Origin of the sequence: Bradyrhizobium sp. (genome assembly GCF_052389815.1) — a bacterium.
In the GTDB taxonomy this organism is placed as follows: domain Bacteria; phylum Pseudomonadota; class Alphaproteobacteria; order Rhizobiales; family Xanthobacteraceae; genus Bradyrhizobium.
On record NZ_JBQTHN010000211.1, the window covers coordinates 1 to 23,546 of the forward strand.

Here is a 23,546-nt window from a genome sequence, read left to right on the forward strand (position 1 = left end):
GGGCATGGCGAGTTTGTGGCGGACGGCGGATGAAAACAATCCGCATACGCACTGCCCCTCCCTCATGGCTCGGCCGCGGCGAGGTGCCGGATTTCCTGCAGCCCGTGGAGCTCAATTCCCCCGGCAATCTGACCGTCTGGCGCGTCCGGCCATGAGGGAGGGGCAGTGCGTATGCGGATTGTTTTCATCCGCCGTCCGCCACAAACTCGCCATGCCCGGGCCTGTCCCGGGCATCCACGTTTCTTTGTGCCGCGGGAAAGGTCGTGGACGGCCGGGCATAGGCGAGCGGAAGCGACGCCGTCCTTCGGACGGCTATGCCCGGCCATGACGATGTGGAAACGCCTGCGCGAGGCGGGCAACAGCTTGTTAGGGAATCTCGATCAGGATGGGCCGGAACGGCCCTGTTTTTCGTGCCGATGACCGATTCCCACAAAGGGTGAACACCGTGCCGGCAAATCCTGCGATTTCGGGCCGCTACTACCTTGCGATCTTCGTGCTGGCCTGCGCCACCCTCGCATTCCAGATCCTGATCACGCGCTTTTTCAGCGTGATGCTGTATTACCATTTCGCCTTCGCCGCGATTTCGCTGGCCATGCTGGGTCTCACCCGCGGCGCGATGGAGGTCTACAACAACGCCGAGCGCTTTTCGACCGAAGCGGTAGCGCGCGAATTCGCGCGGCACGCCGCCTGGTTCGCGCTGTCGGGCGTCGGCGCGATGATCGCCTTCCTCTGCGTGCCGCTGGTCGTGCCGAACGCCCTGGTGCCCGGCGCGCTGGCGCTGGCGGCGCTCGCCTTCGTCATCCCGTTTTCCAACAGCGGCGTCTGCATCACGCTGCTGCTCACCCGCCTGCCGTATTCCGGCGGCTGGCTCTATGCCGCGGACCTGACCGGCGCCGCGCTCGGCTGCCTCGGCATCATCTTCGCGCTGCTCGTCGTCGATCCCGTCAGCGCCACCCTCTGGCTCGGCGCGTTTTCCGCCGGCGCCGGCTGGATGGTGGTCCGCAGCGGCAGCGATTTCGGCGCCCGGCGCTTGAGCGGCGCGGTCGCCGCGACGCTGGCGGCAGCCGCCGCCCTGCACACCGGGCTCGACGTTGCCGGAAAAAGCCATCTCGGCGTGTTCTGGGCCAAGGGCCACGAGCAGAAGGAAACGCTGTTCGAGCGCTGGAACACCTATTCGCGCGTGCGGGTGCGGCCGCTCGGCGAGACCGTTCCGTTCGGCTGGGGCTTTGTCCGGGAGCCGCAGGTCAAGATCGAGCAGAAGCTCCTCGATATCGACGCCGATGCGGCGACCGTCATCACACGCTTCGACGGCGATCTCGGCAAGCTGTCGTACCTCAAGGACGACGTCATCAACGCGGCCTATCTGGTGCAGCCGCCGAAGGACGCGGCCATCATCGGCGTCGGCGGCGGGCGCGACATCCTGTCCGCGCTGTTGTTCGGCGCCGAGCGTATCCGCGGCATCGAGATCAACCCGGCGATCTTCGAGGTACTGACCGACAAGTTCGCGAAATTCTCCGGCCATCTCGATCGCCAGCCGGGCGTGTCGCTGATCAACGCCGAGGCGCGCAGCTACATCAACCATTCCTCCGACCGCTACGATCTCGTGCAGATTTCGCTGATCGACACCTGGGCGGCCACGGCGGCCGGCGGCCTGACGTTGACGGAAAACCGCCTCTACACCGTCGATGCCTGGGGCGACTTCTACCGCGCGCTGAAGCCCGGCGGGCTGCTGTCGATCTCGCGCTGGTACGACCCGAAGGAATACAGCGGCGAGTTCTACCGGCTCGTGGCGATTGCCGCCGAAGCGCTGCAACGCCATGGCGTGGCGCCTGCCGAGATCGGCCGGCATGTGATCGCCGTCACTGGCGGTCCGATCGTGACCGTCATCACCCGGCCCGACGCCTTCACCGATGCCGAGTGGCAGGGCGCGCGGGCAAGGCTCGCCGCGCAGGGCTTCAAGGTCATACTCGGACCCGACGTGGCCTTCGACGGCGTCACCTCGACCTTGCTCTCCGGCAAGGCCGATGCGGCCTTCTTCGCCTCGCTGCCGGAGAACGTCGCCCCGTCGACCGACGACAGCCCGTTCTTCTTCTTCACCCAGCGCCTGTCGAAGTTCATCACCCAGCCCTCCACCGCCGTCACCAACAACAACGTGGCGATCAGCATGGTGCTGTTGATGCTGGCCGTCGCGCTCGCCGCCTGCGCCTATTACATCGTCGTGCCGTTCGTGCAGCTGGCGCAGCGGATGCCGCTTTCGACCTTGAGCCCCCCGGTGCTGTATTTCAGCGCCATCGGCCTCGGCTTCATGCTGATCGAGATCGCGCAGATGCAGCGGCTGATGGTCTTCCTCGGCCATCCCGTCTACGGATTGAGCGTCGTTCTCTTCACCATCCTGATCTTCAGCGGCATCGGCAGCGCGACGGTCGGCGCGCATCCGCCCGGCCGCGGCGCCATGATCGGGCGGAGCGCCGCGCTGCTGGTCACGCTCGCTGCGGCGGGCGTCCTCACGCCGCTGGTGACGACCTGGACGCGGTCGGAAGCCACCGACGTGCGCATTCTGGTTTCCATTGCGCTGCTGGCGCCGCCGGCGTTCTGCATGGGCATGATGTTCCCGCTGGGCCTCAGCCTCTGGCGCCGCAACGCGGAGTTGCTGCCGTTCCTGTGGAGCGCCAACGGCATCACCTCGATGCTGGCCTCCGTGCTTGGCGTGGCGCTTTCCATCCAGTTCGGTATCGCCTCGACCTATGCGCTGGGCGCCGGGCTCTATCTGGTCTGTGTCGCCATGCTCGCCTTCCGGCGCGAGCAGAACGGGACCGCAGTGCCCGTGGTCGAGCAGGGGCCGGGGCTGGTGCCGGATGAAACTGCGGCTGGTGTCCCGGTCGCGCCGCCGCCAACCGGCGCGCCGGCGCCAGCGACGGTGAAATAGCTCAGGCGCCGTTCCCGTTGGCGCCGAGCGATTGATAGAAATCCCATATCAGGAGCGCCATCACGACCACGCAGATGACGATCAGCGGCAGCGCCTTGATCCACCACAAAAGGATGCCGAGAAACACGCAGACGCCCGCCACGCCGATCAGTCCGGTGATGAGGTTCGTCATCGGCCACCCCTTGTTTTCGTGCGGCGCGCACGAGTCTTTGCAGGCGATCCAGTGTCGCCCTTGCCGAGAGTTTTGACAAGCCAGTTGGCGGTCCGCAGCAGGCGCGCATCGTTGCCGCGGCGCCCGACCAGTTGCACGCCGATGGGCATGCCGCTCCCGGATTGCAGCAGCGGCAGCGTCACCGCCGGTGTGCCGAGATAGGTCCACAGCGAGCAGAACGCCGGGTTTCCGGTGCTGTCGAGACCGCGCGGCGCGGAGCCGGGCGCGGCCGGTGTCAGAATGGCGTCGTACTCGTCGAATACGCCGTCGAGCGCGGCGCTGAGCGGCGCGCTGCCGGCCAGCGCGCGCGCATATTCGACCGCCAGAACCCGGCGCCCGCGCTCGATCAAGGCGCGCAGCACCTGGCTCAGCAAATCGCCGCCCTGCTCGAAGTCGCGATGCAGGTTGTGCGCCATCTCCACTTCCATGACGGTGCGGTGCATGTCGATGGCGCGGTCGAAGCTCTGGCCGATCTCCACTTCGGAAATGCGCTCGCCGAGCGCCTTCACCAGTTCGGCGAAAGCCTGCACGGTCACCTCTTCGGCATGCTGCCAGGCCGGCGAACGCACGAAGGCAAAGCGCGGCGGCAATGGAGGCTCGCTTGCCGCCGCGTCGACGAAGGGGGGGCTGGCGAGGGGCCGCGTGTCCGGATCCTCCTCGTCGAACCCCGCAAGCGTCTGGGCGAGCAGCGCCGCATCGCCGACCGAACGCGCAAACACGCCGACGTGGTCGAGGGCGCGCGACAGCAGCAGCGCGCCGCTGCGCGGGATCAGGCCGTGCGTCGGCTTGAAGCCGACGACACCGCAGAAGGCGGCGGGCCGGATCACAGAACCGTTGGTCTGCGAGCCGATAGCACCCGGCACCATCAGCGCCGCGACGGCCGCGGCGGAGCCCGAGGACGATCCGCCCGGCGTGTGCTCCGGATTGTGCGGGTTCCGCGTCTTGCCCGGATTGAAATAGGCGTACTCGGTCGTCACCGTCTTGCCGAGGATCACGGCGCCAGCCGCCCGCAAGCGCGCCACGGCCGCCGCATCGCGGCGCGGCGTGCGCCCGGCCCACAGCGGCGAGCCGAACTCCGTCGGCATGTCGCCGGTGTCGAAGATATCCTTGATGCCGACGGGCACGCCGTGCAGCGGGCCGGTCGGCCTGCCCTGCTTGCGGTGATCGTCGGCGGCCTCGGCCTGCCACATGGCGTGGTCGCGATCGAGGAAGGCCCATGCCTGAACGTCGCCGTCGACCTCGTCGATGCGCCTGAGACAGTCGCCGACGAGTTCCGCCGAGCTGAGCCGGCCGTCGCGGATGCCGGCCGCAGCTTCCGTAAGGCTGAGCGCGTTGAGACTCATTCACGCTCCCGACGTGCCGCTCAGCGGTTTCCGTAGAGGACTTCCGGCAACCACAGCGCCAGTCCGGGGAAGATGTAGACCAGCGCCATGGTGAGGAACACCATGAAGACGTAGGGAAGCGCGCCCGAGAAAATATCCGAGAGTTGCACCTGCGGCGGCGCTACGCCCTTCAGGTAGAAGGCGGCCATGGCCACCGGCGGGGTGTTGAATGCCGTTTGGGTGTTCAGCGCCACCAGGATGCCGAAGAACACCGGATCGATGCCGAACTTGGGCAGCAGCGGCAGGAAGATCGGCACGAAGATGATGATGATCTCGGTCCATTCCAGCGGCCAGCCGAGCAGGAAGATGATCACCTGCGTCAGCAGCAGGAACATGACCGGGCTGAGGTTCATGGAGAGGAAGAACTCCTCGACGACCGATTGGCCGCCGAGCAACGCGAACACGGCGGAGAACGTCCACGAACCGATGAACAGATAACAGACCATCGCGGTCGCGCGCACGGTCAGATACACGGACTCCCGCATCATCTCGTAGTTTAGCGAACGATACGCCGCTGCCAGCACGATGCTCATCAGCGCGCCGGCGGCCGCCGCTTCCGACGGCGTGGCGAGGCCGAAAAGGATCGCGCCCAGCACCGAAACGATCAGCAGCGCTAGCGGCAGGAACGAGGTGGCAAGCGCCCACAACACCGTCGAGAACGGCACATCGGTCTGTTCCTTTGGCAGCTTGGGTGCCAGCGCCGGATTGATGATCGCGCGTGTCATCGCGTAGAGGACGTAGAAGCCGGCCAGCATGAAGCCCGGAATGAACGCCGCGGCATAGAGCTTGACCGCGGAAACGCCGGCGGTCGCCGCGTACACGATCAACAGAATGCTCGGGGGAATCAGAATGCCAAGGCAGCCGCCGGCGCAAACCACGCCGGCCGATAGCCTTACATCGTAACCCGCGCGGAGCATCGCCGGCAGCGCCAAGAGGCCCATCAGCGTGACGACCGCACCGACGATGCCGGTGGCGGTTGCGAACATCGCGCAGGTGATCAGCGTGGCGACCGCCAGCGCGCCCGGCACGTTCTTCATCGACAACTGCAACGAGTGGAACAGGCGGTCGAGAATGTTCGCGCGCTCAACAAGGTAGCCCATGAACAGGAACAGCGGTACCGCAACCAGCACGTCGCTGGATGTCACTTCAAACGTCTTCTGCACCAGCAGCGTGAATACGCGATTCTGGAAGAATTCCTGGCCCGGCGTGTAGTAGGCGTAGAAGCCGAATGAGACCCCCATCGCCATCAGCGTGAAGGCGATCGGGAAGCCTAGCATGATGATGAAGATGAAGAGGCACAGCATCAACAGGCCGATTTGCGGGTCGGTCATGCGCGCGTTCCCTTCTCGTCGGACGGCGCGGCTGCAGACTGCTGTTGCAGATGCTCGCGAATGACGATGCTTTCGGTTTCCTCAACGTCGTGAAGGCGGCGCGGCCACACACCCGTGCGAATGCACAGGACGCAGCGGACGATCTCGGCAAAACCTTGCAGGAACAGGAGGAAGCCGGTGACCGGGATCAGTGCTTTCAGAGGGAAGACCGGCACGCCCGCGGGGCTGAAGATGCTGACTTCGCGGAAGCGCACCGACATCTGCGCGTAGTTCCATCCCGCATACATCAGCGCTGCGATCGCCGGCAGGAAGAACAAGATGTAGAGGACCAGATCCACCGTCGCCTGGGTGCGCGGCTTCCAGAGCCGATAGACCGTGTCGGCGCGGACGTGACCGTTACGCGAAAGGGTGTAGGCCCCAGCCATCAGGAACATCGCGCCGTAGGTGATGTAGCTGATGTCGAAGGCCCAGGTGGTCGGCGCCCGCAGCACGTAGCGCACGAACACTTCGTAGCTGACGCCCAGCGTCAGGACGAGAATCAGCCAGGCGAACGCCTTACCGACCCACGTGCTGAGCTCATCGATGAAGAAGAGAAATTTTCTCATTTTAGCCGAACCCGCCCCGAGCCGCGTTTGCGGTCGTCCTCCACCCGTTTAAGGCGGCGCCCTGACGGCGCCGCCTTCATTCATACCGCGTCGGCGATGCCTCGCGAAAGCGTCAGATCTTGATCACGCCAGGGAAGTGATGCTCGAAGGCGCCGCGGTAGTCCGTCGCGTTGTACATGTTGTAGTAAACAACGCGGCGCACCCATGCCTTCTGCGAATCCATCACCTTCTTCATGAAGGGATCGGAGCCGAGCTGGGCGATCAGGCCGTCCCAGGCTTTGATCTGTGCGTCGAACACCGACTTCGGCGTCCGCAAGACGTTGACCTTGTCCTTGGTGATCAGTTCCTGGAGGTCCTTGGAGTAGTAGTCCATGGCCTTCCATTCGTTGGCCGACGACACGGCCTCCGCCGAATATTGCAGGATGGCCTTGTGTTCGGCCGGCAGCGCGTCGAACTTGGTCTTGTTGAACATGATCTCGAAGTATTCGGTCGCCTGATGGTGGCTGCCCATCATGTAGTACTTGGCAACATCCTGCGCGCCGAAGCGGCGGTCCGAGGTCGGGTTGTTGAATTCGAACCCGTCGATCACGCCGCGCTCCATTGCCGGAACGATCTCGCCGCCCGGAAGCTGCGCGACGGACGAGCCCATCGCCTGGAATAGATCGGCGGCAAGGCCCACCGTGCGATACTTCAGGCCCTTCAGATCGGCTTCGCTGGTGATGGGCTTCTTGAACCAGCCGAGCGGCTGGGTCGGCATCGGCATGGCGAAGAAGCTCTTGATGTTGACCTTCATGATCTGGGTCTGCAGCTCTTCGAACAGCTGGCGGCCGCCGCCGTTGTGAATCCAGCCAAGGCCTTCATTGGCATTGAAGCCGAACACCGGGCCGGTGCCGAACAGCGAGGCCGCCTTGTGCTTGCCATACCAGTAGACCGTCACAGTGTGAGCCGCGTCGATCTGGCCGCCATGCACGCCGTCGAACACCTGGAACGGGTGCACCACCGAGCCGCCGACCAGATAGTCGATGCGCAGCCGGGCGCCGGCCATGTCGTTGACGCGCTTCACATAGTCTTCCGCCATCTCGTTGAAGACGTCGGCCTTGCCCCAGGAGCCCTGCATCTTCAGGGTCACGGTCTGGGCCCGGCTGACCTGGGGCATCGCAATTACGGCACCGCCGGCAGCGGCGGCCGTCAGGAAACGACGGCGTGTCGTTCTGGTGTCACTTCGCTTGCTCATGAGCTTCTCCCGGATTGAGATATTGCCCGCTTTTCGCGCTGGCTTCCTTGTATTGAGGATGCCAGTCAAAGGCCTGTTCAGCATTTTGGCAAGTGAGAAGTGAGCGGTGCGTCTCTTCGCGCGTGCAAGCGGTGGTGCATGCCGAAAACGAACATCTCACTCTGAGGCAAGTTGCGACTAGTTGTTGCGCTGCGGCAAGCAGGCTCGACCGACATTGTGTGCCGGTTTGTGTCGTCCGGTGATCGACACTCCCCCTGCGCCCCACGGCGCGGGGAGGCCGCCTGATAGATCAAACATCAATCACGGCAAGCCGGATTTATTCCGCCCGTGACGAAATAAATTTCGAATGGGCGGCGATCCACCTCACCGCTACGCCGCCTGCAGCATCGAGCGGGCGAAGGCCGGATAGGTCTCGGCCAACTCGTCCATGATCCGTCCGCGCAGCAGCAGCAGCGTCTCTGCATCGGGCAGGGGTGTCGTCGGGACTACCGCCGGCTCGACATAGTCGAAGCCGGTTTGGCTGCGAATGTCGGCGGCGGAAAAACCGGGATGCACCGAACGCAAGGTGAAGCCGCCGCGGACGCGGTCGAAGTCGAACAGCGCCATGTTGGTGAGCAGCGCATGGGGCCCGCCGCGGCGCGTCACCTCCGGCGTCGTCGCCGCCGCACTGACGAAATCGACCCTGGGCACGAAGACCCGCGGCGAGTGCTCCTCGCGAAACAGGATGACGCGCGGCACCAGGTGGTAGAGATAGGCCGAGCCGAACGAGCCCGGCCAGCGCACGTCGGTCTGCGGGTATGTGCCGGTGCCCACGAGGTTGATATTGCCGGCGCCGTCGATCTGGCCGCCGCCGAGGAAGAAGGCGTCGATCCGGCCTTGTGCGGCGCAGTCGAAGACTTCCACGGCGCCGTTGGTGAAGAAATTGTGCTCCTGCGAACCGAGGATCGATATCCGAACCGGCGGCTTGCCGTCGCGTGCGTTGCGGGCGCGCAGCAGCATGGCGCCCGCGGCCGGGATCGGCGAGGACGCGCCGACCGCGACATGGCGGATGCCGTCGAGGAGGCCGGCGATGACGTTGATCAATAGCTCGCGGCGCTCGCGCTCGCCAGCCATGGTTCAGGCCACCTGCTTGCGCTGGGAGAGGAAGCCGGAGAGATAGGCGCGAAAGCCTTCCTCCGAGCGCGCCATGGCGGCATAGCGCGCGACCTCGACATCGTCGCCGGGATATTCGTCCCACAGCGGCAAGGGCCATGCGCCGCGCGCGGCGACCGCGACCTTGTCGACATAGAGCGAGGGCAGCACGCCTGCCGCGGAATCCTCTGACGCCATGAGGTTGCGTTCGACGATGCGCTCCACAGTGACGAAGGTCTTCCTGGCTGCATAGGCCATCGCCGCGAGCTCCCGGTGCCGCCCGATGCGGATATTGCCGGCACGGTCGGCCTCCGGGGCGTGGAAGAGGGCGACGTCCGGCGTAATCGCCGGCACCACAACGACCTTGCCGGGTTCGCCAACGGGGCTGTCGATCACCTTCCAGTCAGGCCGCACCGTGAGCAGATCGCTGCCGACGATGCCGGCGATCGGCATGAACGGCACGCCTTTTTGTGCCGCCAGAAGGCCGGCGAGGATCGCGGGGCAGGTGGAATCGCGCATGGCAAAGCTGCCGGCGCGAACGGCGGCATTGAATCGCGGCGCACCGCCGGCTTCGCCGAGCGAGACGGCGCTGGTCTCGATTTCCCCGACGGCGCCGGCACCGATCAAGAGATCGGCCTGCATGCTGGAGATGGGGACGCAGATCAGCCTGAGGTCGCGGACGCCGGCCTCGATCAGGGCGGCGGTCGCCGCCATCGACACGCCGGCCACCGGGATCGCCAGCGATTGCCCCGGCCGGACTTCACCCGCCAGCGCCTCGAGCGAAACGATCTCCGTCATTCGCCGTCCTCCCGCAATCTCCTGATTGGGATGCAGTGTAGCAGCGTTGTCGGGATGCGGTAGCCGTCAACTGCCGGCGGCTGCCGCGCAGCAGAGGTGCGGTTCCGGCATGACGCCGGGCCGTCAGCGAAACAGCGCGTCGATCTTGTCTGCGCCGAGGCCGACCTTGTCGTAGTGCGCCCGGCACATGGCGATGTAGTCGTGGACATCGAAATGGCCGGCGGAGGCGCCGTTCTCGTCGAGCCAGATCAGGGGACCGGTGACGATGAAGAACACCCGCATCGGATCCTTGTGCTCGTAGGCGACCAGGGTGTGACCCTCGCCGGGGGACTCGTAGACGAAATCGCCGGCGGTCGCGGTCCAGTCGTGCTCGAGATAGCCCCATTTGCCCGAGATCGTATAGGCGAACACTTCGTGCGGGTGATAGTGCCGGTTCACCAGGCCCGCGCCCTTCGCCATCAGGATATCGCACCATTTGTTCTGCGACGGCGAGATCCAGAGCGGCCGCGACGACACCGTCTCGGTGAACGGCACGTAGTAGCGTTCGTCCTCCGTCGCCGCGCCTGCGATATAGGCCTCGGGCAACGCGTCCGTCCTGAAGACCTGGGCAATCGGCTTCAGGTCCTTCCAGAATTCGTTCCGTGCGAGCTCGGGCATGGGAATCTCCCTTGGGTTCGATCAATCAGATGGACATGCCGCCGTCGGCCATGAACACGGCGCCGGTCGAGAAGCTGCTTTGCCCGGAAGCGAGGTAGAGCACGAGCCGGCCAATCTCTTCCGCGCGGCCGTGCCGTCCAAGCGGGATCAGGCCGTCGAGGAATTGCCCCGCATCGCGGCCGATGGCGCGCGACAGGCCGGTTTCGACATTGCGCTGGAAATCGTTCTCGATCGGGCCGGGCGCCACCACGTTGACGCGGATACCCCTTGGCGCGGCTTCCTTGGCGACGGTGCGCATCAGGCCGATCACGGCATGCTTGGAAGTGGCGTAGGCAGCGATGCCAGGATCGCTGGTGGTGCCGACCACGCTCGAGGTGATGACGATGCTGCCGCCATCGCGCATCTTCGGCAGGGCATATTTGCAGCCGAGGAACGGCCCGCGCACGTTCACCGCAATGACGCGGTCGAACACGTCTTCGGGATAGTCGACCACCGGGCAGATATCGCCGCTGACGCCGGCATTGCAGAAGAGAACGTCGAGCCCGCCCCAGCGCGCCAGCGTCGCCTCGACGAAGGCCGACGTGGCGCCGGCGTCGGCGACGTCGGCGGCCTGGATCATCAGGTTGCCGGCATGGGCGTCCAGGCGCTCCGCTGCAGCCTGGAGCGCGGATAAGTCGCGGTCCACCAGGGTCACCTTGGCGCCTTCGCGCAGGAACAGCTCGGCGGTGGCGAGCCCGAGGCTGCCTGCGGCGCCCGTGACGATGCAGATCTTGCCGTCGAGGAGCTTCATGCGCGGCCCGCTCCGTTTCCGCCGGTGACGACGCGGCCCGGCTCGGCGGCGCCGAGATAGGCGCGCTGTACCGCCGGATCGCTGCGCAGGCTTTCCGCGCCGCCTTCACCGACGATCCGGCCGTTGGCGATGAGATAGCCGCGGTCCGCGATGGCGAGGCTGCGCTTGGCGTTCTGCTCGACCAGCAGAATGCCGAGGCCCTTGTCGCGGATCCGCGCCAGCGCCGCGAACAGCTCCTTGCACATCAGCGGCGACAGCCCGAGCGAGGGTTCGTCGAGCAGCAGGATGTTCGGTGCCGACATCAGCGCGCGGCCGACGGCCACCATCTGCTGCTCGCCGCCGCTCATGGTGCGCACCTGCTGGGAAAGCCGCTCGCCGAGGCGCGGAAACAGCTCCAGCACAAGGCGCAGGTTTTCCGCCTCCGCCGCCCGCGCGCGCCTTGCGAAAGCGCCGAGCTCGAGATTCTCGCGCACAGTCAGCTCGCCGAACACGCCGCGGCCCTCGGGCACCAGCGCAAGGCCGGCCTCGACGATGGCATGCGCCGGCAGGCCGGAAAGTTCGCGGCCGGAGAGGCGAACCGAGGCGCCTGCGGCCGGCTGCATGCCGGCGACGGCCTTGAGCAGCGAGGTCTTGCCGCTGCCGTTGGCGCCGAGGATCAGCGCGATCTCGCCCGTCGCCACGTGCAAGCTGACGCGATCGACGGCAAGGTGCTTGCCATAAGCGACCGATATGCCCGACACCTCAAGCATCGTCGTCTCCGAGATAGGCGCGGATCACTTCGGCGTCGGCGAGCACGGCATCGGGAGAGCCCTCCGCGATCTTGCGGCCGGCGTTCATGACGACGCAGCGGTCGCACAGCGAGCGGATCGCGTCCATGACATGCTCGACCAGCAGGATGGTCATGCCTTCGCCGCGCAGTGAGCGCACCAGCGCGATACCCTCCTGCAGCTCGGTCGGATTGAGGCCGGCGAGCCATTCGTCGAGCAGCAGCAATTGCGGATCGAGCGCCAGCGCACGCGCGAGTTCAAGGCGCTTCTGGTCGATATAGGTGAGCTCGCCGGTGGCCGTGGCCGCGCGGCCCGGCAACCCGACGCGCGCCAGCAGCGCGTCGGCGCGTTGCTCCGCCGCGTGGCCCCACATTGCGTCGCGGCCGAAGGCAAGGCCAGCGAGCACGTTCTCGCCGCAGGTCAGCGACGGCAGCACCCGCACCAGCTGGAAGGTTCGGGCCACGCCGAGCCGCGCGATGCGATGCGGCGCGGCGCTGCCGATCTCGTGGCCCTCGAGGCGGATGCTGCCGCGGTCGGGCCGCAGCGCGCCGGAGATCAGGTTCAGCACCGTCGACTTGCCGGAGCCGTTGGGGCCGAGCAGGCCGAGGATTTCGCCCGACGCCAGCGAGAGCGAGATGTCGTCGACGGCGACGAGACCGCCGAAGCGGCGCGTGAGCCCGGAGACGTCGAGCAGCGGCGCGCTCATTTGGCGCCTCCGCGTCGCAGGAGGCGCTCGACGAAGCCGACGATGCCTTGCGGGATCGCGTAGACGATCAGCATGAAGGCGAGGCCGACGAGGATGGAGAAGTGGTTCGGGAACCTGGCGAGCAGGAACTCGAACAACAATACCAGCGGCACCACGCCGAACAGCGGCCCGTAGAGCCGGTGCACGCCGCCGAGCAGCGCCATGATCAGCACCTGGAACGACACCACCGGATTGAACGCAATCGCCGGATCGATATAGGTCCAGCGCGGCGCCATCACGGCGCCGCACAGCGTCATGAAGGCGGCGGACAGCGCGAACAACGCCACCTTGGCGATGGTGGTGTTGATGCCGATGTGCCGCGCCACCGTCTCGTCGTCGCCGATCACGCGCAATGCGAGGCCGAGCCGCGAGCGGCGGATCAGGATGCCGGCGGCGAACACCAGCACGGCAAGCGCGAGCAACTGCCAATAGATGTCGGCCGGGTCGATGCCGACGAAGATATAGCGGCCGAGCGTGCGGGTAACGTTGACCTCGTACCAGGTGACGATCTGGCGGATCAGCTCGGCCAGTCCAAACGTGAAAATGACGAAATAGACGCCGGACAGCCGCAGCGTCGAAAGGCCGACGATCAGCGCGACAGCAAGGCCGACGGCGAGCGCGATCAGCAGGATCCAGGGCCAGGCCATCCGTTCCGCGAGCACCGCCGCGGTGTAGGCGCCGATGCCGAAGAAGGCGACGGTGGCGAGCGACACGTAGCGTGTCGGGCCGGAGAACAGCGTCCAGGCGGTAGCGAGCACGGTATAGTTCATCAGCGTGATCGCCAGCGACAGCTGGTAGCCGTTGGCATAGAGCGGCAACGTGGCGAGGATGGCGACCGCGATTGTCGCTGCGGCGAGCGCGAAGACCGGTTTCATCGCGTTGCCGTCCCGAACAGGCCTTGCGGGCGAAGCAGGAGGACGAGAAGAAAGATGGCGTAGGTGGTTGCCAGCGTCAGGCCGGGATCGACGAAGGTCGCCACGAAGGTCTCGGCAAGGCCGAGGATGAGGCCGGCAACGAGGCAGCCGAGCAGATTGCCGACGCCGCCCATGATCACCACGATCAGCGCCTTCATGGTGAAGACCACGCCGATATTGGCGTTGAAGGTCAGGAACATCGAGACCAGCACGCCGCCTGCCGCCACCAGCGCGCCGCCGAAGGCGAACGCAAGCGCCGCGGTGGCCTTCACGTCGATCGCCACCAGCGGCGCCGATTGCGGATCGGCGGCGACGGCGCGCACGGCAGTGCCGAGCCGCGTGCGGGTCAGGTAGAGATAGAGGGCAAGCCCGAGGAAAGCAGCGAAGCCGAGCGCCAGCAGCCGATTGGCCGCGACGGTCGTCCCGGCGATGGTGACGGGAAAGGCGAGGAAGCTGTAGCTGTAATAGGCGCCGCCGAACATCACCAGCATCACGCCCTGGATCACGAACAGCATGCCGAAGGTGGCGAGAATGCTGTCGACCTCGAGCGCGTCGCGGCTCGGCGCGCGGGCTACCAGCGGCGTCAGCAGCAGGCGATAGATCGCCCAGGAGACCGCGAAGGCGGCTGGCACGACGAGGAGGAGCCCGAGCAGCGGGTTCACGGCGGTGGACGTGAACAGCCAGAATGCCGCAAAGGCAGCGGCAATCATCAGCTCGCCATGGGCGAGGTTCATGATCCGCGCGACGCCGTATTGGAGCGTCAGCCCCATGGCGATCAGCGCATACATGCCGCCGAGAACAAGCCCGGACGTGACTGCGGCAGTGAACATGTGCTTACCGAAAATGGCCTCGGGCCACCGCAGCCTCGCGGCGGCCCGAGAGCCAGTCTACGCCAACTCTACTGCTTCCACGCCGGCTTCGGCACGACCACCGCCGCCATGCCGGGACCTGCCGGCGCCACGCCGGTGTAGAAGCCCTTCTGCCATTGCCCGATCAGCGGGAAAGCCTTCACCGGCATGTTGTTCTCCAGCTTGATCTTGCCGATCACGGTATCGAACGTGCCGGTCTGCAGCTCCTTGATGATGGCCGCGCGGTCGATCTTGCCGACCCTTTCGATGGCCTGCTCGAGCATCTGCAGCGAGGAATAACCGACCTGGCTGCCCCAATAGTCGGGATCGCGGTTGTGCATCGCTTTGTGCTTGGCGCGGTATTCGGCCGTGCCCTTGTTGTCGGCCTGCCAGCCGCCGAGCGACATGATGCCCTCGATGTTCTCGCTGAAGCGCTGTGGATACAGCGGGAAGCCGACACCGACGCCGAGGAACATCACTTTCGGCGCGAAGGAGGCGACCTTGGCCTGGTCGGTGAGCGCCATCGTGTCCGGCGGGTAGCTGAAGGCGACGAAGGTGTCGGCGCCGGAACGCTGGGCTTCGCCGAGCAGCGGCGAGAGATCCTGCGTGCCGATCGGATAGCTCTTGTCATAGGCGAGCTTGAACTTCGCCTTCTCGAAGCCCTCGCGCGCCGCCTTCGACAGGTCGATGCCGAAGCCGTCGGCGATGCTGACCATGGCGATGCTGTCGTTGATCTTGCCGTCCTTGCGCATCTGCGAAAGCAGATCGACCAGCGCGTCGACATATTGCTTGCTGGTGCCGAGGAACCAGAAGCTGTTCGGCCAGCGCTTGACCAGGTCCGGCGCGCGGTCGGTCACAGCGGTGAAGGCGAGCTGCGGATAGCCGTATTTGTTGAAGACGGGACCGACCGCGAGATTGAGGCCGGTGCCCCAAGGCGGAAACAGCAGGTCCACCTTGTCCTGCGTAACGAGGCGCTCAACTGCCTTGACGGCCTCTTCGGAATTGGAGCGGTCGTCATATTCGATGACCTCGATCTTCACCCGCTTGCCGATGCTCTTGAGCATCAGGCCGCCCTTGTCGTTCACCTCCTTCACCCAGAGCTGGTAGTTCGGGATCTGGGTGATGTTGGCGCCGCCGGCATTCGGGCCGGTTTTGGAAATGGCGTAGCCGATCTTGATCGAGGCCGGCTCCTGTGCGGTAACCGCCCCTGCAAAGCCGAGCGTCAAAATGGCGCACGCCAGTGTCCCCGCAAACAGCCTTCGACCTCTGTTCATCTGCGTCCTCCCCGAAATTCGGTGTTAACTTCTTGGCCGGCCTGTCTTTGCCGGCCTGGCTGTGTCCATCTTGCGCCGCCTTGGATGCCGGTTCTTGCCCAAGAGCGAACTCCTCCGTGGCGCCGGTGGCAATGTGCCAATGCGGCGCACAAACCGGGAAACAGCGGTGGCGCCGGACGCGGCCGGTCGCTAGGGTCGAGGCGAGGGGAAGGAGCTGAGGACCTTGCAGAACAATCTGGCCGTGGTTTCCACCGCCGACGTCGCGCCGGGCGAGCGGCTTGGTCTGTGGGGCGACTTCGTCGGTCGCCATATCGGACCGTTGCAGGCCGACACCTTTGGCGACCCGCAATTCGAGGGCCGTCTCGAGCTCGGCGAGTCCGGCGGCGTGTCCGTGGCGCACATCGTCGTCAGCCGCCATCGCGTGCAGCGCACGCCCGGGCTGATCCGAAGGGACAGTCGCGACTACGTGAAGCTGGTGGCACAGATCGAGGGTGCGGCCTGCTTCGAGCAGAACGGTCGCAAGGTGGTGCTGGCTCCCGGCGAATGGAGCCTGTACGACATGACTCAACCCTACACGGTGTCGAATCCCGAGCCGATCAACCAGGTCATCATGCTGCTGCCGCGCGAGCAGCTCGTGCGGCCGGGGCTGGACCTCGACCGTCTCGTCGTGCGGCGCTTCTCGGGCCGCGCCGGCGCCGGCCGGCCGGCCTATCAGCTGCTGGTGGCGGCCTTCGCAGCGCTGCGCGATGGTGGACCGGAGCCAGGCAACGACGATCTGGCGGAGATGATCGCAAGCCATGTCGAGCTCGCAGTGCTCGATCGTTCGGGCACGCCGACCGACGCTTCGCTGCGCGAGCTCACTCGCGACCGCGTCAAACGCTACATCGATGCCAATCTCGACGATCCGCTGCTGTCGCTCGATCGCGTCGCCGCCGCCATCGGCTGCTCGAAGCGTTATCTGCACAAGCTGTTCGACGGCGAGGCCGAGACGCTGAATGCCTACATCTGGCAGACCCGCCTGGAGCGGATCCGGCAGGATCTCGCCGATCCGGCGCTCAAGGACAGCTCGATCACCGAGATCGCGTTCAGCCGCGGTTTCAGCTCATCGACCCATTTCAGCCGCAGCTTCCGCGAGAGCTGCGGCGTCAGTCCGCGCGCTTATCGCCTGTTGACGCAGGGGCCGAGCCTGTTCTGGCATCGCGCCGCGCGCGGCAAGCTGCGCCCCGACGCGCGCATGGTCGCAGCCGAGTAGCGGATCAGGTGCCGGCCGTTTCCGTCGCCAGCCAGCGCAAGTCGCGCGGCGAGGGCCGGCGATGCAGCCGCGCGTCCAGCATGGCGCGGGCGCGCGACAAATCCCCACTCCTCATCAGCGCGACGATGAAGGTGTCCTCGATCAGCGTGCGCTGCGCGTGGCTGCCGCCGATGCGCACGACTTCGTCGAGCACGGGCGAAAGCTGCGTGACGCAGCCGCGATAGTCGCCCTCGGCAAACGCGCTCATGGCGCGGAACAGTGTGGGCACCACGGGGCCGGCGGGCAGCTTGCCTTCGGCGAGGCGTTTCTCGATCACGGCAAGACGCTCTTCCAGCGCGGCCTGATTGCGGGTGGCGGCGGCGAACAGCGCCATGTGCGCGTCGGCAAAGGGAATGCTCGACCGCGGGAAGGCGCGTTGCGCGGAGGCGTCCGCCTCGGACCACAGCCCGTCGGGCACCGGATGGCCGTAGGCCTGCAGCCGCCACAACAGCGAGGCGCCGTCGGTGATCGCGTTGAGCGGCGGCGCCTGGGTGACGGAAGGCTGCAGCACCTCGGCGTAGATGTTCAGCGCGCGCGCCGCATCGCCGTACTCGAGCGCGCCGAGCGCCTGGTGCCAGCGGATGTGGCCGTGCAGGATGCCGGCGCGGTCGTAAGTTCCGATCCAGCGATCGACCAGCGCGTCGGCATCCTCGACCGAGCCGTCCTCGAACATCGCGTGCAGCAGTGCATGTACCGCGTTGGCGTTGGCCTCGCGTATCGCGAAGGAGCGCTCGGTCATGGCGCGGCCGCGTTTGACGTCGTTGTTCTCGGTCAGTGCCCAGCCGTGGTTATAAAGATACCACCAGTCGTCGCCGTAATGATGGGCGTAGCGTCCGCAGAGGTCGACGCGCGCCTGGTCGTGGTCGGCCATGCCGGAGAAGGCGAACAGCCCGAACGCGCCCATCGGCAGCGACATCACGATGGCGTCGCGCGGCCAGGCGTCCACGTGTTTCAGCGTGGCGTTGAGCGCAGCCGGAAGCTGCGCCTCGATGGCGAGCGCCAGCGTCTCGACGTGGCTCTTCTCGCGCGCGCTGCCGTTCCTCGCCACCAGCTCGCGCGCCAGCGCTGCCTTGTTCCGCGCCACATCGCCCTGCTGATAGAAGGTGTGGACGCGCCCGCGCGCGATATGCGCCAGCGCAAACTCCGGATCGGCCGCGATGGCGCGCTCGAACGCTTCCGCAGCGCCGGTCCAGGCCGCGAGCAGCAGGTCCATGCCCTCGCGATAGGCGGCGGCGGCCTCGGGCGAGGTGGTGGAGAGAGATAGGCCGTAGCGGTCTTCAAAGGCCATCGGCGGCTCGAGATCGGTCCAGAACCTGGCAATGATGATCGGAAAATCGGCGTTGGGGAAGATACTTGGTCGCGTACCCTTGCAATCGGCCGGAAATGCTATATGTGGAGCGCATTCGATTTGAACGCGCTACCTTGTTGATTGCGGCCTACGGCTCCTTCCCCGAGACATCGCTAGGATTGAATTCGGAACCTGCACGGAGGTCGTGCGGGCATTTGGCGTTATGCGCCTATGGAGAGCTACATGGCTACAGGTACAGTGAAGTGGTTTAACGGCCAGAAGGGTTTTGGCTTCATCGAGCCGTCGGACGGCAGCAAGGATGTGTTCGTTCACATCAGTGCGGTGGAGCGGGCAGGCCTGACCGGCCTCGGCGAAGGGCAGAAAGTGTCCTTCGAGCTCAAGACCGACAAGATGCGCGGCAAGACCAGTGCGGAAAATCTCACGCTGATCTGACCCAGCAGCAGCGTTTTCGAGCGAAGTGGATACCGGTTCGCGTGAAGAAAACGCACAAACAATAAGATTGGAGACGCGGTTCTGAATCAATCAGAACCGGGTTTCCACGCCGAATATTCCCCGGAGGCACTGAAGTCTTGGTCGCAGAAGACCCCCGCCGGAACCGGCGGGGTTCTTTGCGTTGGTGCGCCGTCGACGGCGCGCGGGCGATGGGATGCCGTCTCAGGCCCCGGTGGCCATCCGCTTCTTCCTCGGCTTCTTGACAGGCTCGGGCGGAGAGCCCGCTTCAGCTTCGCGATCGGCGGCCTCCTTGGCGAGCCGCAATTGCCTCAGCCGGGCCGTGTTCTTCGCAACGAAGGCGTTGCGCGCGGCGATCTCCGCCATGGCAGACCTTCCCTCTGCGGCGAGGCGTTCGCGCTTCTCGTGGGCCAGTTCCTTGCGAGAACGCTCTTCATCGGGATTCTTGCTCAAAATCGATCCTTCACGGCTGCTGCGCCTTTCCAATAGATAGTGGTTCCCGGGCGTATTGAAAGGGTAGTTCCGTAGCGCCGACGGCACGGTCACCCCGTCCGCGCCTTGTGTCCTTCCAAGCGCGGGGCTCCCGACAATCATTGCGGCGATTGCTTCAACGACTTTCGTCAGGCGATGGAACGCCAAGGCGGGCGCTGGGTCTGAGCATGACATATATTTACTGTCACAGCCAGTTCACGGAATCCACTTACGGGTCCGGCGTTGAACGCAACCATGGGGACCGTGATGAGCCGCTTCACTGAAACGCTGCACACGCAGCGCTGGGACGACTACCGCTACTATCATCAAAGTCGCATCAATCAGACGCTGCACCTGATCAGCGCGCTGATCTTTCTCGTATGCTATGCGCTGCTGTTCAAGGATGCTGCGATGGCGGGCCTCGTCGGCTGGCTTGCGATGCTGACACGGCAGACGGGTCATTTCTTTTTCGAGCCTAACGGCTATGACGCGGTGAACAAGGTCACCAACGAGTACAAGGAGGAAGTGAAGGTCGGTTACAACCAGAGCCGCAAGATCGTCCTGCTCCTGGTGTGGGGCGGTGTGCCGGTGGCGTTGTTCTTTTTCCCGACGCTGTTCGGCCTGTTCGATCCGCCGGCCGGACGGATGGATTTCCTCCGCCACGTCGGCGCGGTTTGGCTGGCGGTCGGGATCGGCGGCGGGCTGTTCCGCATGATCCAGCTGTTCGTCACCCGGGGCGTGTTCACCGGGCTGGTGTGGGTCTTCAAGGTTCTGACCGACCCGCTCCACAACATCCAGATCTATTGGAAGTCTCCGCTGGCACTGCTGCGCGGCGAACTGATCGACACCACGATTGCTCCCGCGGAGTGGAATGGCAAGGAAACGGAGGAGGAAGCCCCGCACCTCACCTGAGCGCGGCCGTCACCCCGTCCGCGCCTTCCGCCCCTCGATCGGATACGCCGGATCGTTGAACCCCGGCGTCGAGGGATGACCGGTGACGACGAGCCGGTCGATCAGCGCCTCGTCCTCCGCGGTGAAGCGATAGTCGAGCGAGCGGATGTAGTCGTCCCACTGCTCCTCGGTGCGGGGGCCGGCGATCACGCCGGTGACGAAGGCGGAGTTCAGCACCCAGGCGACCGCGAACTGTCCGGCGGAGATGCCACGGCTCTCGGCATGGCGCTTGATCTCCTGCGCGAGCTTGAGCGACTCCGGCCGCCACTCGGTCTGCATCATGCGCTTGTCGGCGCGGCCGGCGCGGGTGTTCTTGTCGGGCGCGGCGTCGGGCGCATACTTGCCGGTGAGCACGCCGCGGGCGAGGGGACTGTAGGGCACGATGCCGAGGCCGTAATAGGCGCAGGCCGGAAAATGCTCGACCTCGGGCATGCGGTTCATCGCGTTGTAATAGGGCTGGCTGACGACCGGGCGGTCGATGCCGTTGTCGTCGCAGATATTGCAGATCTCGGCGACGCGCCAGGCGCGATAATTGGAGAGGCCGAAATAGCGGATCTTGCCCTGGCGGATCAGGTCGCCCATCGCGCGCACGGTCTCTTCCAGCGGCGTCGCGTGGTCTTCCTTGTGCAGATAATAGATGTCGATGTGGTCGGTGCCGAGGCGCTTGAGGCTTTCTTCGGCCGCCTGCATCACCCAGCGCCGCGACAGCCCGCCGCGATTGGGATCGTCGCCGATCTGGTTGGCGAGCTTTGTCGCGAGGATCCAGCTTTGCCTGTTGTTGGAGATGGCGCGGCCGACCACGACCTCGGATTGCCCGCCATTATAGGCATCGGCCGAGTCGATGAAGTTGACGCCGGCCTCGCGTGCCTTCGCGATGATCCGCGACGAAGTTGCCTCGTCGGTCGGCCCGCCGAACATCATGGTGCCCAGGCAAATCGGCGAAATCTTCAGGCCGCTGCGGCCGAGCTGGCGGTATTGCATGGGGCTGAGGTCCTCCGATTCTTTGCCGTCATTGCGAGCCAACGGGTCGCGCGAACGCGCGCCCGATGACAGGCTCCGCGAAGCATTCCATGTCAAACACGGAAGGACAAATGGATTGCTTCGTCGCTTCGCTCCTCGCAATGACGGCGTGGTTAGGTTTCACTCTTCAATATTTTGAACACGCCGTTCGCCATTGCGATGACGCGCCTGTCCACCGTCACTTCCGTCGCCATGAAGATCAGGCTTCTGGTCGAGCGTACTACGCGCGGCCGGGAAATCAGCACCTCGCCGATCTTGCCGGCCTCGACGAAATGGGTGTCGAGCTGCACCGTCGCCAATGTCGGCTTGCCGGAGACATGGCGGGCGGTCATGCCGCAGGTGCGGTCCGCAAAGGTCATGATCACACCGCCCTGCACCAGGCCGCGGCGGTTGTGGTGCTTGTCCTGCGTCATCAGCGCATATTCGTGCGCGCCGCCGACGATACGCTCCCACAGGGGACCGATCAGATGCAGGAAGCCCGTGGTTTCGACGATGGCCCAGCCGTCCGACTTGAGCTTTGCGGCGGCCTTGTCGATCATCTCGTTCCGGACCCTGCATGCTGTCATGAGTTCTTGCACATTTCATCGAACGCGGACCTGTTGTAGTCAAGCGCCATGACCCGCGTTTTCGACGATACCACCCGGCGGAAAATCGCAGAGCTTTGTGCGGGATTTCCGCGCGCGGCGGCGGAGCTGGCAACGCCGGCGCTGAAACGGGCGGCGGTCGTGATTGCGCTGACCGACAGCGAAGCGGGCGAGGGCACCGCCTTCCTGCTCACCCGCCGCGCCGAGGGGCTGCGGTCCCACAGCGCGCAATGGGCGCTGCCGGGCGGGCGCTGCGATGCCGGCGAAACCGGCATGCAGGCTGCGCTGCGCGAGCTGCACGAGGAGCTTGGGCTCGAGCTGACCGAGCGCGAAGTGCTCGGCATGCTCGACGATTATCCGACCCGGTCCGGCTATCTGATCACGCCGGTCGTGGTGTGGGCGGGGCCCGGGGTCTCGATCGTGCCGAACCCGGCCGAGGTCGCCTATGTCCATCGCGTCGGCCTCGACGAGATCGAGCGGGAAGATGCCTTCAGCTTCACCAGCATTCCCGAGAGCACCCGCCGCGTCGTCCGCTTCCGTTTGGGCGGCGGGCATATCCACGCCCCGACGGCGGCGCTGATCTATCAGTTCAGCGAGCTCCTGGCCGGCCGTTACACACGCGTCGCTGAGCTGGAACAGCCAGTCTTCGCCTGGCGTTGATGGAGTCGTCATTCCGGGTCTGGTCCTTTGGACCGTTCGCGCGGCGTCGAGCCGGAATAGGGCGAGTAGCCGCAGAATTTGACGGCTGACTTGGCGGCCTCGCTTGCTAAAACGGGCCATGCCACTGCAGATGATTCGCCATGGTCTTGCTACGCTCGCGCTGCTCGCTTGTGCGTCGCAGGCCGTTGCAACGGAGATGCCCGCGCTTGCCGACTCCGTGGCCGACGCCATGGCGCAGGCCTCGCCGCAAGCCATGGCGGAGTATCGCCGCAAGCTGAGGGAATACGAGGAAGCGCAAGCGCCTTTGAATGCCTACTGGAATTCGGTCGCCGAGAAGCGCCGCGGCCGCAACGCCAAGCGGCGCGCCGGGCAACAGATTACGCTCGACGACTACGTGCTGACGCATCCGCCGGTCTATACCGGGCCGAAGAAGCCGATCGATCCGTCGGCGCCGGAACGGCCGCCGCGCAAGGCGCTCCCGATGGTCCCCGATCTCATCCAGGCGGCGGCCGAGCATTTCCAGTTCACGCCGCAGCGGCCGGCTTCCGAAATCGAGTTCAAGCAGGCCTATGCCAAGGTGGCGACCAGCCTCGGGCTGACGCGCGAGCAGGCGGTGCGGGTCTATTCCTTCGAGACCGGCGGCAACGGCAATTACGACATGCAGTCGGGCTATCGCGGCCCCGGCACGCGGCCGATCTCGACCGCGATCGGCTACAACCAGCTCCTCACCACCAACAGCGTCGAGCTGATCGCCGAGCAGGGCGCGGCGCTCCTGAGGACGCTGCATGACAAGGCCGCCAAGCTGTCCGGCGCGCCGCGCCAGACGATGGAGCAAAAGATTGCGGTGATGAAGCGGATGGTCGCCTTTGCGCAGTCGGTACCGGACACTTGGTCGGAGCACGAAAAGCTCGCCAACACAGAGAAGGGCTGGGCACTGCATGCCATGGTGCTGGATATCGACGTCGGTCCGCATCTGCAGACCCACAAGCTCCTGACGTCGGTGCACTTTGCCCGCATCAAGGGCCACACGCGGCCGCTCAGCGCCGCCGAGCTGGAAATGATGAACCTCACCGGCGACGGCACCGGCCTCGACATGGTGACGATGCCGTTGGCGATGCGCGAGCAGGTGCCGACTGCGAACTTCTTCCAGCGCGGCGGCTATGAGCGCAACCCGGTCGCCAGCCGCCACAATACGGT

At 65.6% G+C, this 23,546-nt stretch carries 24 protein-coding genes; 6 read left to right on the forward strand and 18 right to left on the reverse strand.

The features are described 5' to 3' along the window. Window positions 1–445: 445 nt before the first annotated feature. Entirely contained in the window at window positions 446–2,926 is a 2,481-nt protein-coding gene (locus ACT4OC_RS28460; protein ID WP_444842386.1) for a hypothetical protein, read from the forward strand. 1 nt (window position 2,927) lies between these two features. Here ACT4OC_RS28460 and ACT4OC_RS28465 read toward each other — a convergent pair whose 3' ends face one another. The 14 genes from ACT4OC_RS28465 to ACT4OC_RS28530 all read right to left on the reverse strand — a co-directional run bounded on the left by ACT4OC_RS28465 (window position 2,928) and on the right by ACT4OC_RS28530 (window position 15,613). Then, the gene (locus ACT4OC_RS28465) at window positions 2,928–3,098 is read right to left on the reverse strand and encodes a hypothetical protein (protein ID WP_444842387.1); all 171 of its coding nucleotides are present in this window, start codon (window positions 3,096–3,098) and stop codon (window positions 2,928–2,930) included. Next, window positions 3,095–4,480 (reverse strand): amidase, encoded by a 1,386-nt coding sequence (locus ACT4OC_RS28470; protein ID WP_444842388.1) that lies wholly within the window; start codon window positions 4,478–4,480, stop codon window positions 3,095–3,097. The genes ACT4OC_RS28465 and ACT4OC_RS28470 overlap by 4 nt, the downstream gene beginning before the upstream one ends. A 20-nt stretch (window positions 4,481–4,500) precedes the next feature. Next, a complete protein-coding gene (locus ACT4OC_RS28475; RefSeq protein WP_444842389.1) occupies window positions 4,501–5,850 on the reverse strand; it encodes a TRAP transporter large permease in 1,350 nt (449 codons plus the stop codon). Then, window positions 5,847–6,455 carry a TRAP transporter small permease subunit gene (locus ACT4OC_RS28480; protein ID WP_444842390.1) on the reverse strand — a complete coding sequence of 203 codons (609 nt, stop codon included), beginning with the start codon at window positions 6,453–6,455 and terminating at the stop codon, window positions 5,847–5,849. The genes ACT4OC_RS28475 and ACT4OC_RS28480 overlap by 4 nt, the downstream gene beginning before the upstream one ends. Before the next feature lie 112 nt (window positions 6,456–6,567). Then, complete coding sequence (locus tag ACT4OC_RS28485; RefSeq protein WP_444842391.1) at window positions 6,568–7,689, reverse strand: TRAP transporter substrate-binding protein; 1,122 nt, start codon at window positions 7,687–7,689, stop codon at window positions 6,568–6,570. A 369-nt stretch (window positions 7,690–8,058) separates the two neighbouring features. Next, a complete protein-coding gene (locus ACT4OC_RS28490) occupies window positions 8,059–8,802 on the reverse strand; it encodes a CoA-transferase (RefSeq protein WP_444842392.1) in 744 nt (247 codons plus the stop codon). Window positions 8,803–8,805: 3 nt separating this feature from the next. Continuing rightward, entirely contained in the window at window positions 8,806–9,618 is an 813-nt protein-coding gene (locus tag ACT4OC_RS28495; protein ID WP_444842393.1) for a CoA transferase subunit A, read from the reverse strand. Between the two features lie 123 nt (window positions 9,619–9,741). Further along, window positions 9,742–10,275 carry a 2,4'-dihydroxyacetophenone dioxygenase family protein gene (locus ACT4OC_RS28500; protein ID WP_444842394.1) on the reverse strand — a complete coding sequence of 178 codons (534 nt, stop codon included), beginning with the start codon at window positions 10,273–10,275 and terminating at the stop codon, window positions 9,742–9,744. 25 nt (window positions 10,276–10,300) lie between these two features. Further along, entirely contained in the window at window positions 10,301–11,065 is a 765-nt protein-coding gene (locus ACT4OC_RS28505; RefSeq protein WP_444842395.1) for an SDR family NAD(P)-dependent oxidoreductase, read from the reverse strand. Then, a complete protein-coding gene (locus ACT4OC_RS28510; RefSeq protein ID WP_444842396.1) occupies window positions 11,062–11,814 on the reverse strand; it encodes an ABC transporter ATP-binding protein in 753 nt (250 codons plus the stop codon). The genes ACT4OC_RS28505 and ACT4OC_RS28510 overlap by 4 nt, the downstream gene beginning before the upstream one ends. Continuing rightward, window positions 11,807–12,538, reverse strand: a complete 732-nt coding sequence (locus tag ACT4OC_RS28515) for an ABC transporter ATP-binding protein (RefSeq protein WP_444842397.1) — start codon at window positions 12,536–12,538, stop codon at window positions 11,807–11,809. Before ACT4OC_RS28515 ends, ACT4OC_RS28510 begins: the two co-directional genes overlap by 8 nt. Beyond that, a complete protein-coding gene (locus ACT4OC_RS28520; RefSeq protein WP_444842398.1) occupies window positions 12,535–13,452 on the reverse strand; it encodes a branched-chain amino acid ABC transporter permease in 918 nt (305 codons plus the stop codon). The genes ACT4OC_RS28515 and ACT4OC_RS28520 overlap by 4 nt, the downstream gene beginning before the upstream one ends. Next, window positions 13,449–14,321: a branched-chain amino acid ABC transporter permease gene (locus ACT4OC_RS28525; RefSeq protein WP_444842399.1), complete on the reverse strand. Its 873-nt coding sequence runs from the start codon at window positions 14,319–14,321 to the stop codon at window positions 13,449–13,451. Before ACT4OC_RS28525 ends, ACT4OC_RS28520 begins: the two co-directional genes overlap by 4 nt. Before the next feature lie 68 nt (window positions 14,322–14,389). Beyond that, window positions 14,390–15,613, reverse strand: coding sequence for an amino acid ABC transporter substrate-binding protein (locus ACT4OC_RS28530; protein WP_444842400.1), 1,224 nt, complete (start codon window positions 15,611–15,613; stop codon window positions 14,390–14,392). A 223-nt stretch (window positions 15,614–15,836) separates the two neighbouring features. Here ACT4OC_RS28530 and ACT4OC_RS28535 point away from each other — a divergent pair, with 223 nt between their 5' ends. Then, window positions 15,837–16,865 (forward strand): helix-turn-helix domain-containing protein, encoded by a 1,029-nt coding sequence (locus tag ACT4OC_RS28535; RefSeq protein ID WP_444842401.1) that lies wholly within the window; start codon window positions 15,837–15,839, stop codon window positions 16,863–16,865. Between the two features lie 4 nt (window positions 16,866–16,869). On the opposite strand, the gene ACT4OC_RS28540 is transcribed toward ACT4OC_RS28535, so the two are convergent. Further along, window positions 16,870–18,192, reverse strand: coding sequence for a tetratricopeptide repeat protein (locus ACT4OC_RS28540; RefSeq protein WP_444842402.1), 1,323 nt, complete (start codon window positions 18,190–18,192; stop codon window positions 16,870–16,872). Window positions 18,193–18,435: 243 nt separating this feature from the next. On the opposite strand from ACT4OC_RS28540, the gene ACT4OC_RS28545 reads away from it, so the two are divergent. Further along, window positions 18,436–18,645, forward strand: coding sequence for a cold-shock protein (locus ACT4OC_RS28545; protein WP_444842403.1), 210 nt, complete (start codon window positions 18,436–18,438; stop codon window positions 18,643–18,645). Window positions 18,646–18,867: 222 nt separating this feature from the next. Here ACT4OC_RS28545 and ACT4OC_RS28550 read toward each other — a convergent pair whose 3' ends face one another. Beyond that, on the reverse strand, window positions 18,868–19,302 hold the full coding sequence (locus ACT4OC_RS28550; RefSeq protein ID WP_444842404.1) for a hypothetical protein: 435 nt from the start codon (window positions 19,300–19,302) through the stop codon (window positions 18,868–18,870). Window positions 19,303–19,401: 99 nt separating this feature from the next. Here ACT4OC_RS28550 and ACT4OC_RS28555 point away from each other — a divergent pair, with 99 nt between their 5' ends. Then, window positions 19,402–20,046, forward strand: coding sequence for an Mpo1-like protein (locus ACT4OC_RS28555; protein ID WP_444842405.1), 645 nt, complete (start codon window positions 19,402–19,404; stop codon window positions 20,044–20,046). Window positions 20,047–20,055: 9 nt separating this feature from the next. On the opposite strand, the gene ACT4OC_RS28560 is transcribed toward ACT4OC_RS28555, so the two are convergent. Continuing rightward, window positions 20,056–21,066, reverse strand: coding sequence for an aldo/keto reductase (locus ACT4OC_RS28560; RefSeq protein WP_444842406.1), 1,011 nt, complete (start codon window positions 21,064–21,066; stop codon window positions 20,056–20,058). 152 nt (window positions 21,067–21,218) lie between these two features. After that, on the reverse strand, window positions 21,219–21,644 hold the full coding sequence (locus tag ACT4OC_RS28565; RefSeq protein WP_444842409.1) for a PaaI family thioesterase: 426 nt from the start codon (window positions 21,642–21,644) through the stop codon (window positions 21,219–21,221). A gap of 75 nt (window positions 21,645–21,719) precedes the next feature. On the opposite strand from ACT4OC_RS28565, the gene ACT4OC_RS28570 reads away from it, so the two are divergent. Both ACT4OC_RS28570 and ACT4OC_RS28575 read left to right on the forward strand, forming a co-directional pair. Continuing rightward, the gene (locus ACT4OC_RS28570) at window positions 21,720–22,349 is read left to right on the forward strand and encodes an NUDIX hydrolase (RefSeq protein ID WP_444842407.1); all 630 of its coding nucleotides are present in this window, start codon (window positions 21,720–21,722) and stop codon (window positions 22,347–22,349) included. Between the two features lie 118 nt (window positions 22,350–22,467). After that, window positions 22,468–23,546 (forward strand): hypothetical protein (locus tag ACT4OC_RS28575; RefSeq protein ID WP_444842408.1); only part of this gene is annotated, 1,079 nt, incomplete at its 3' end.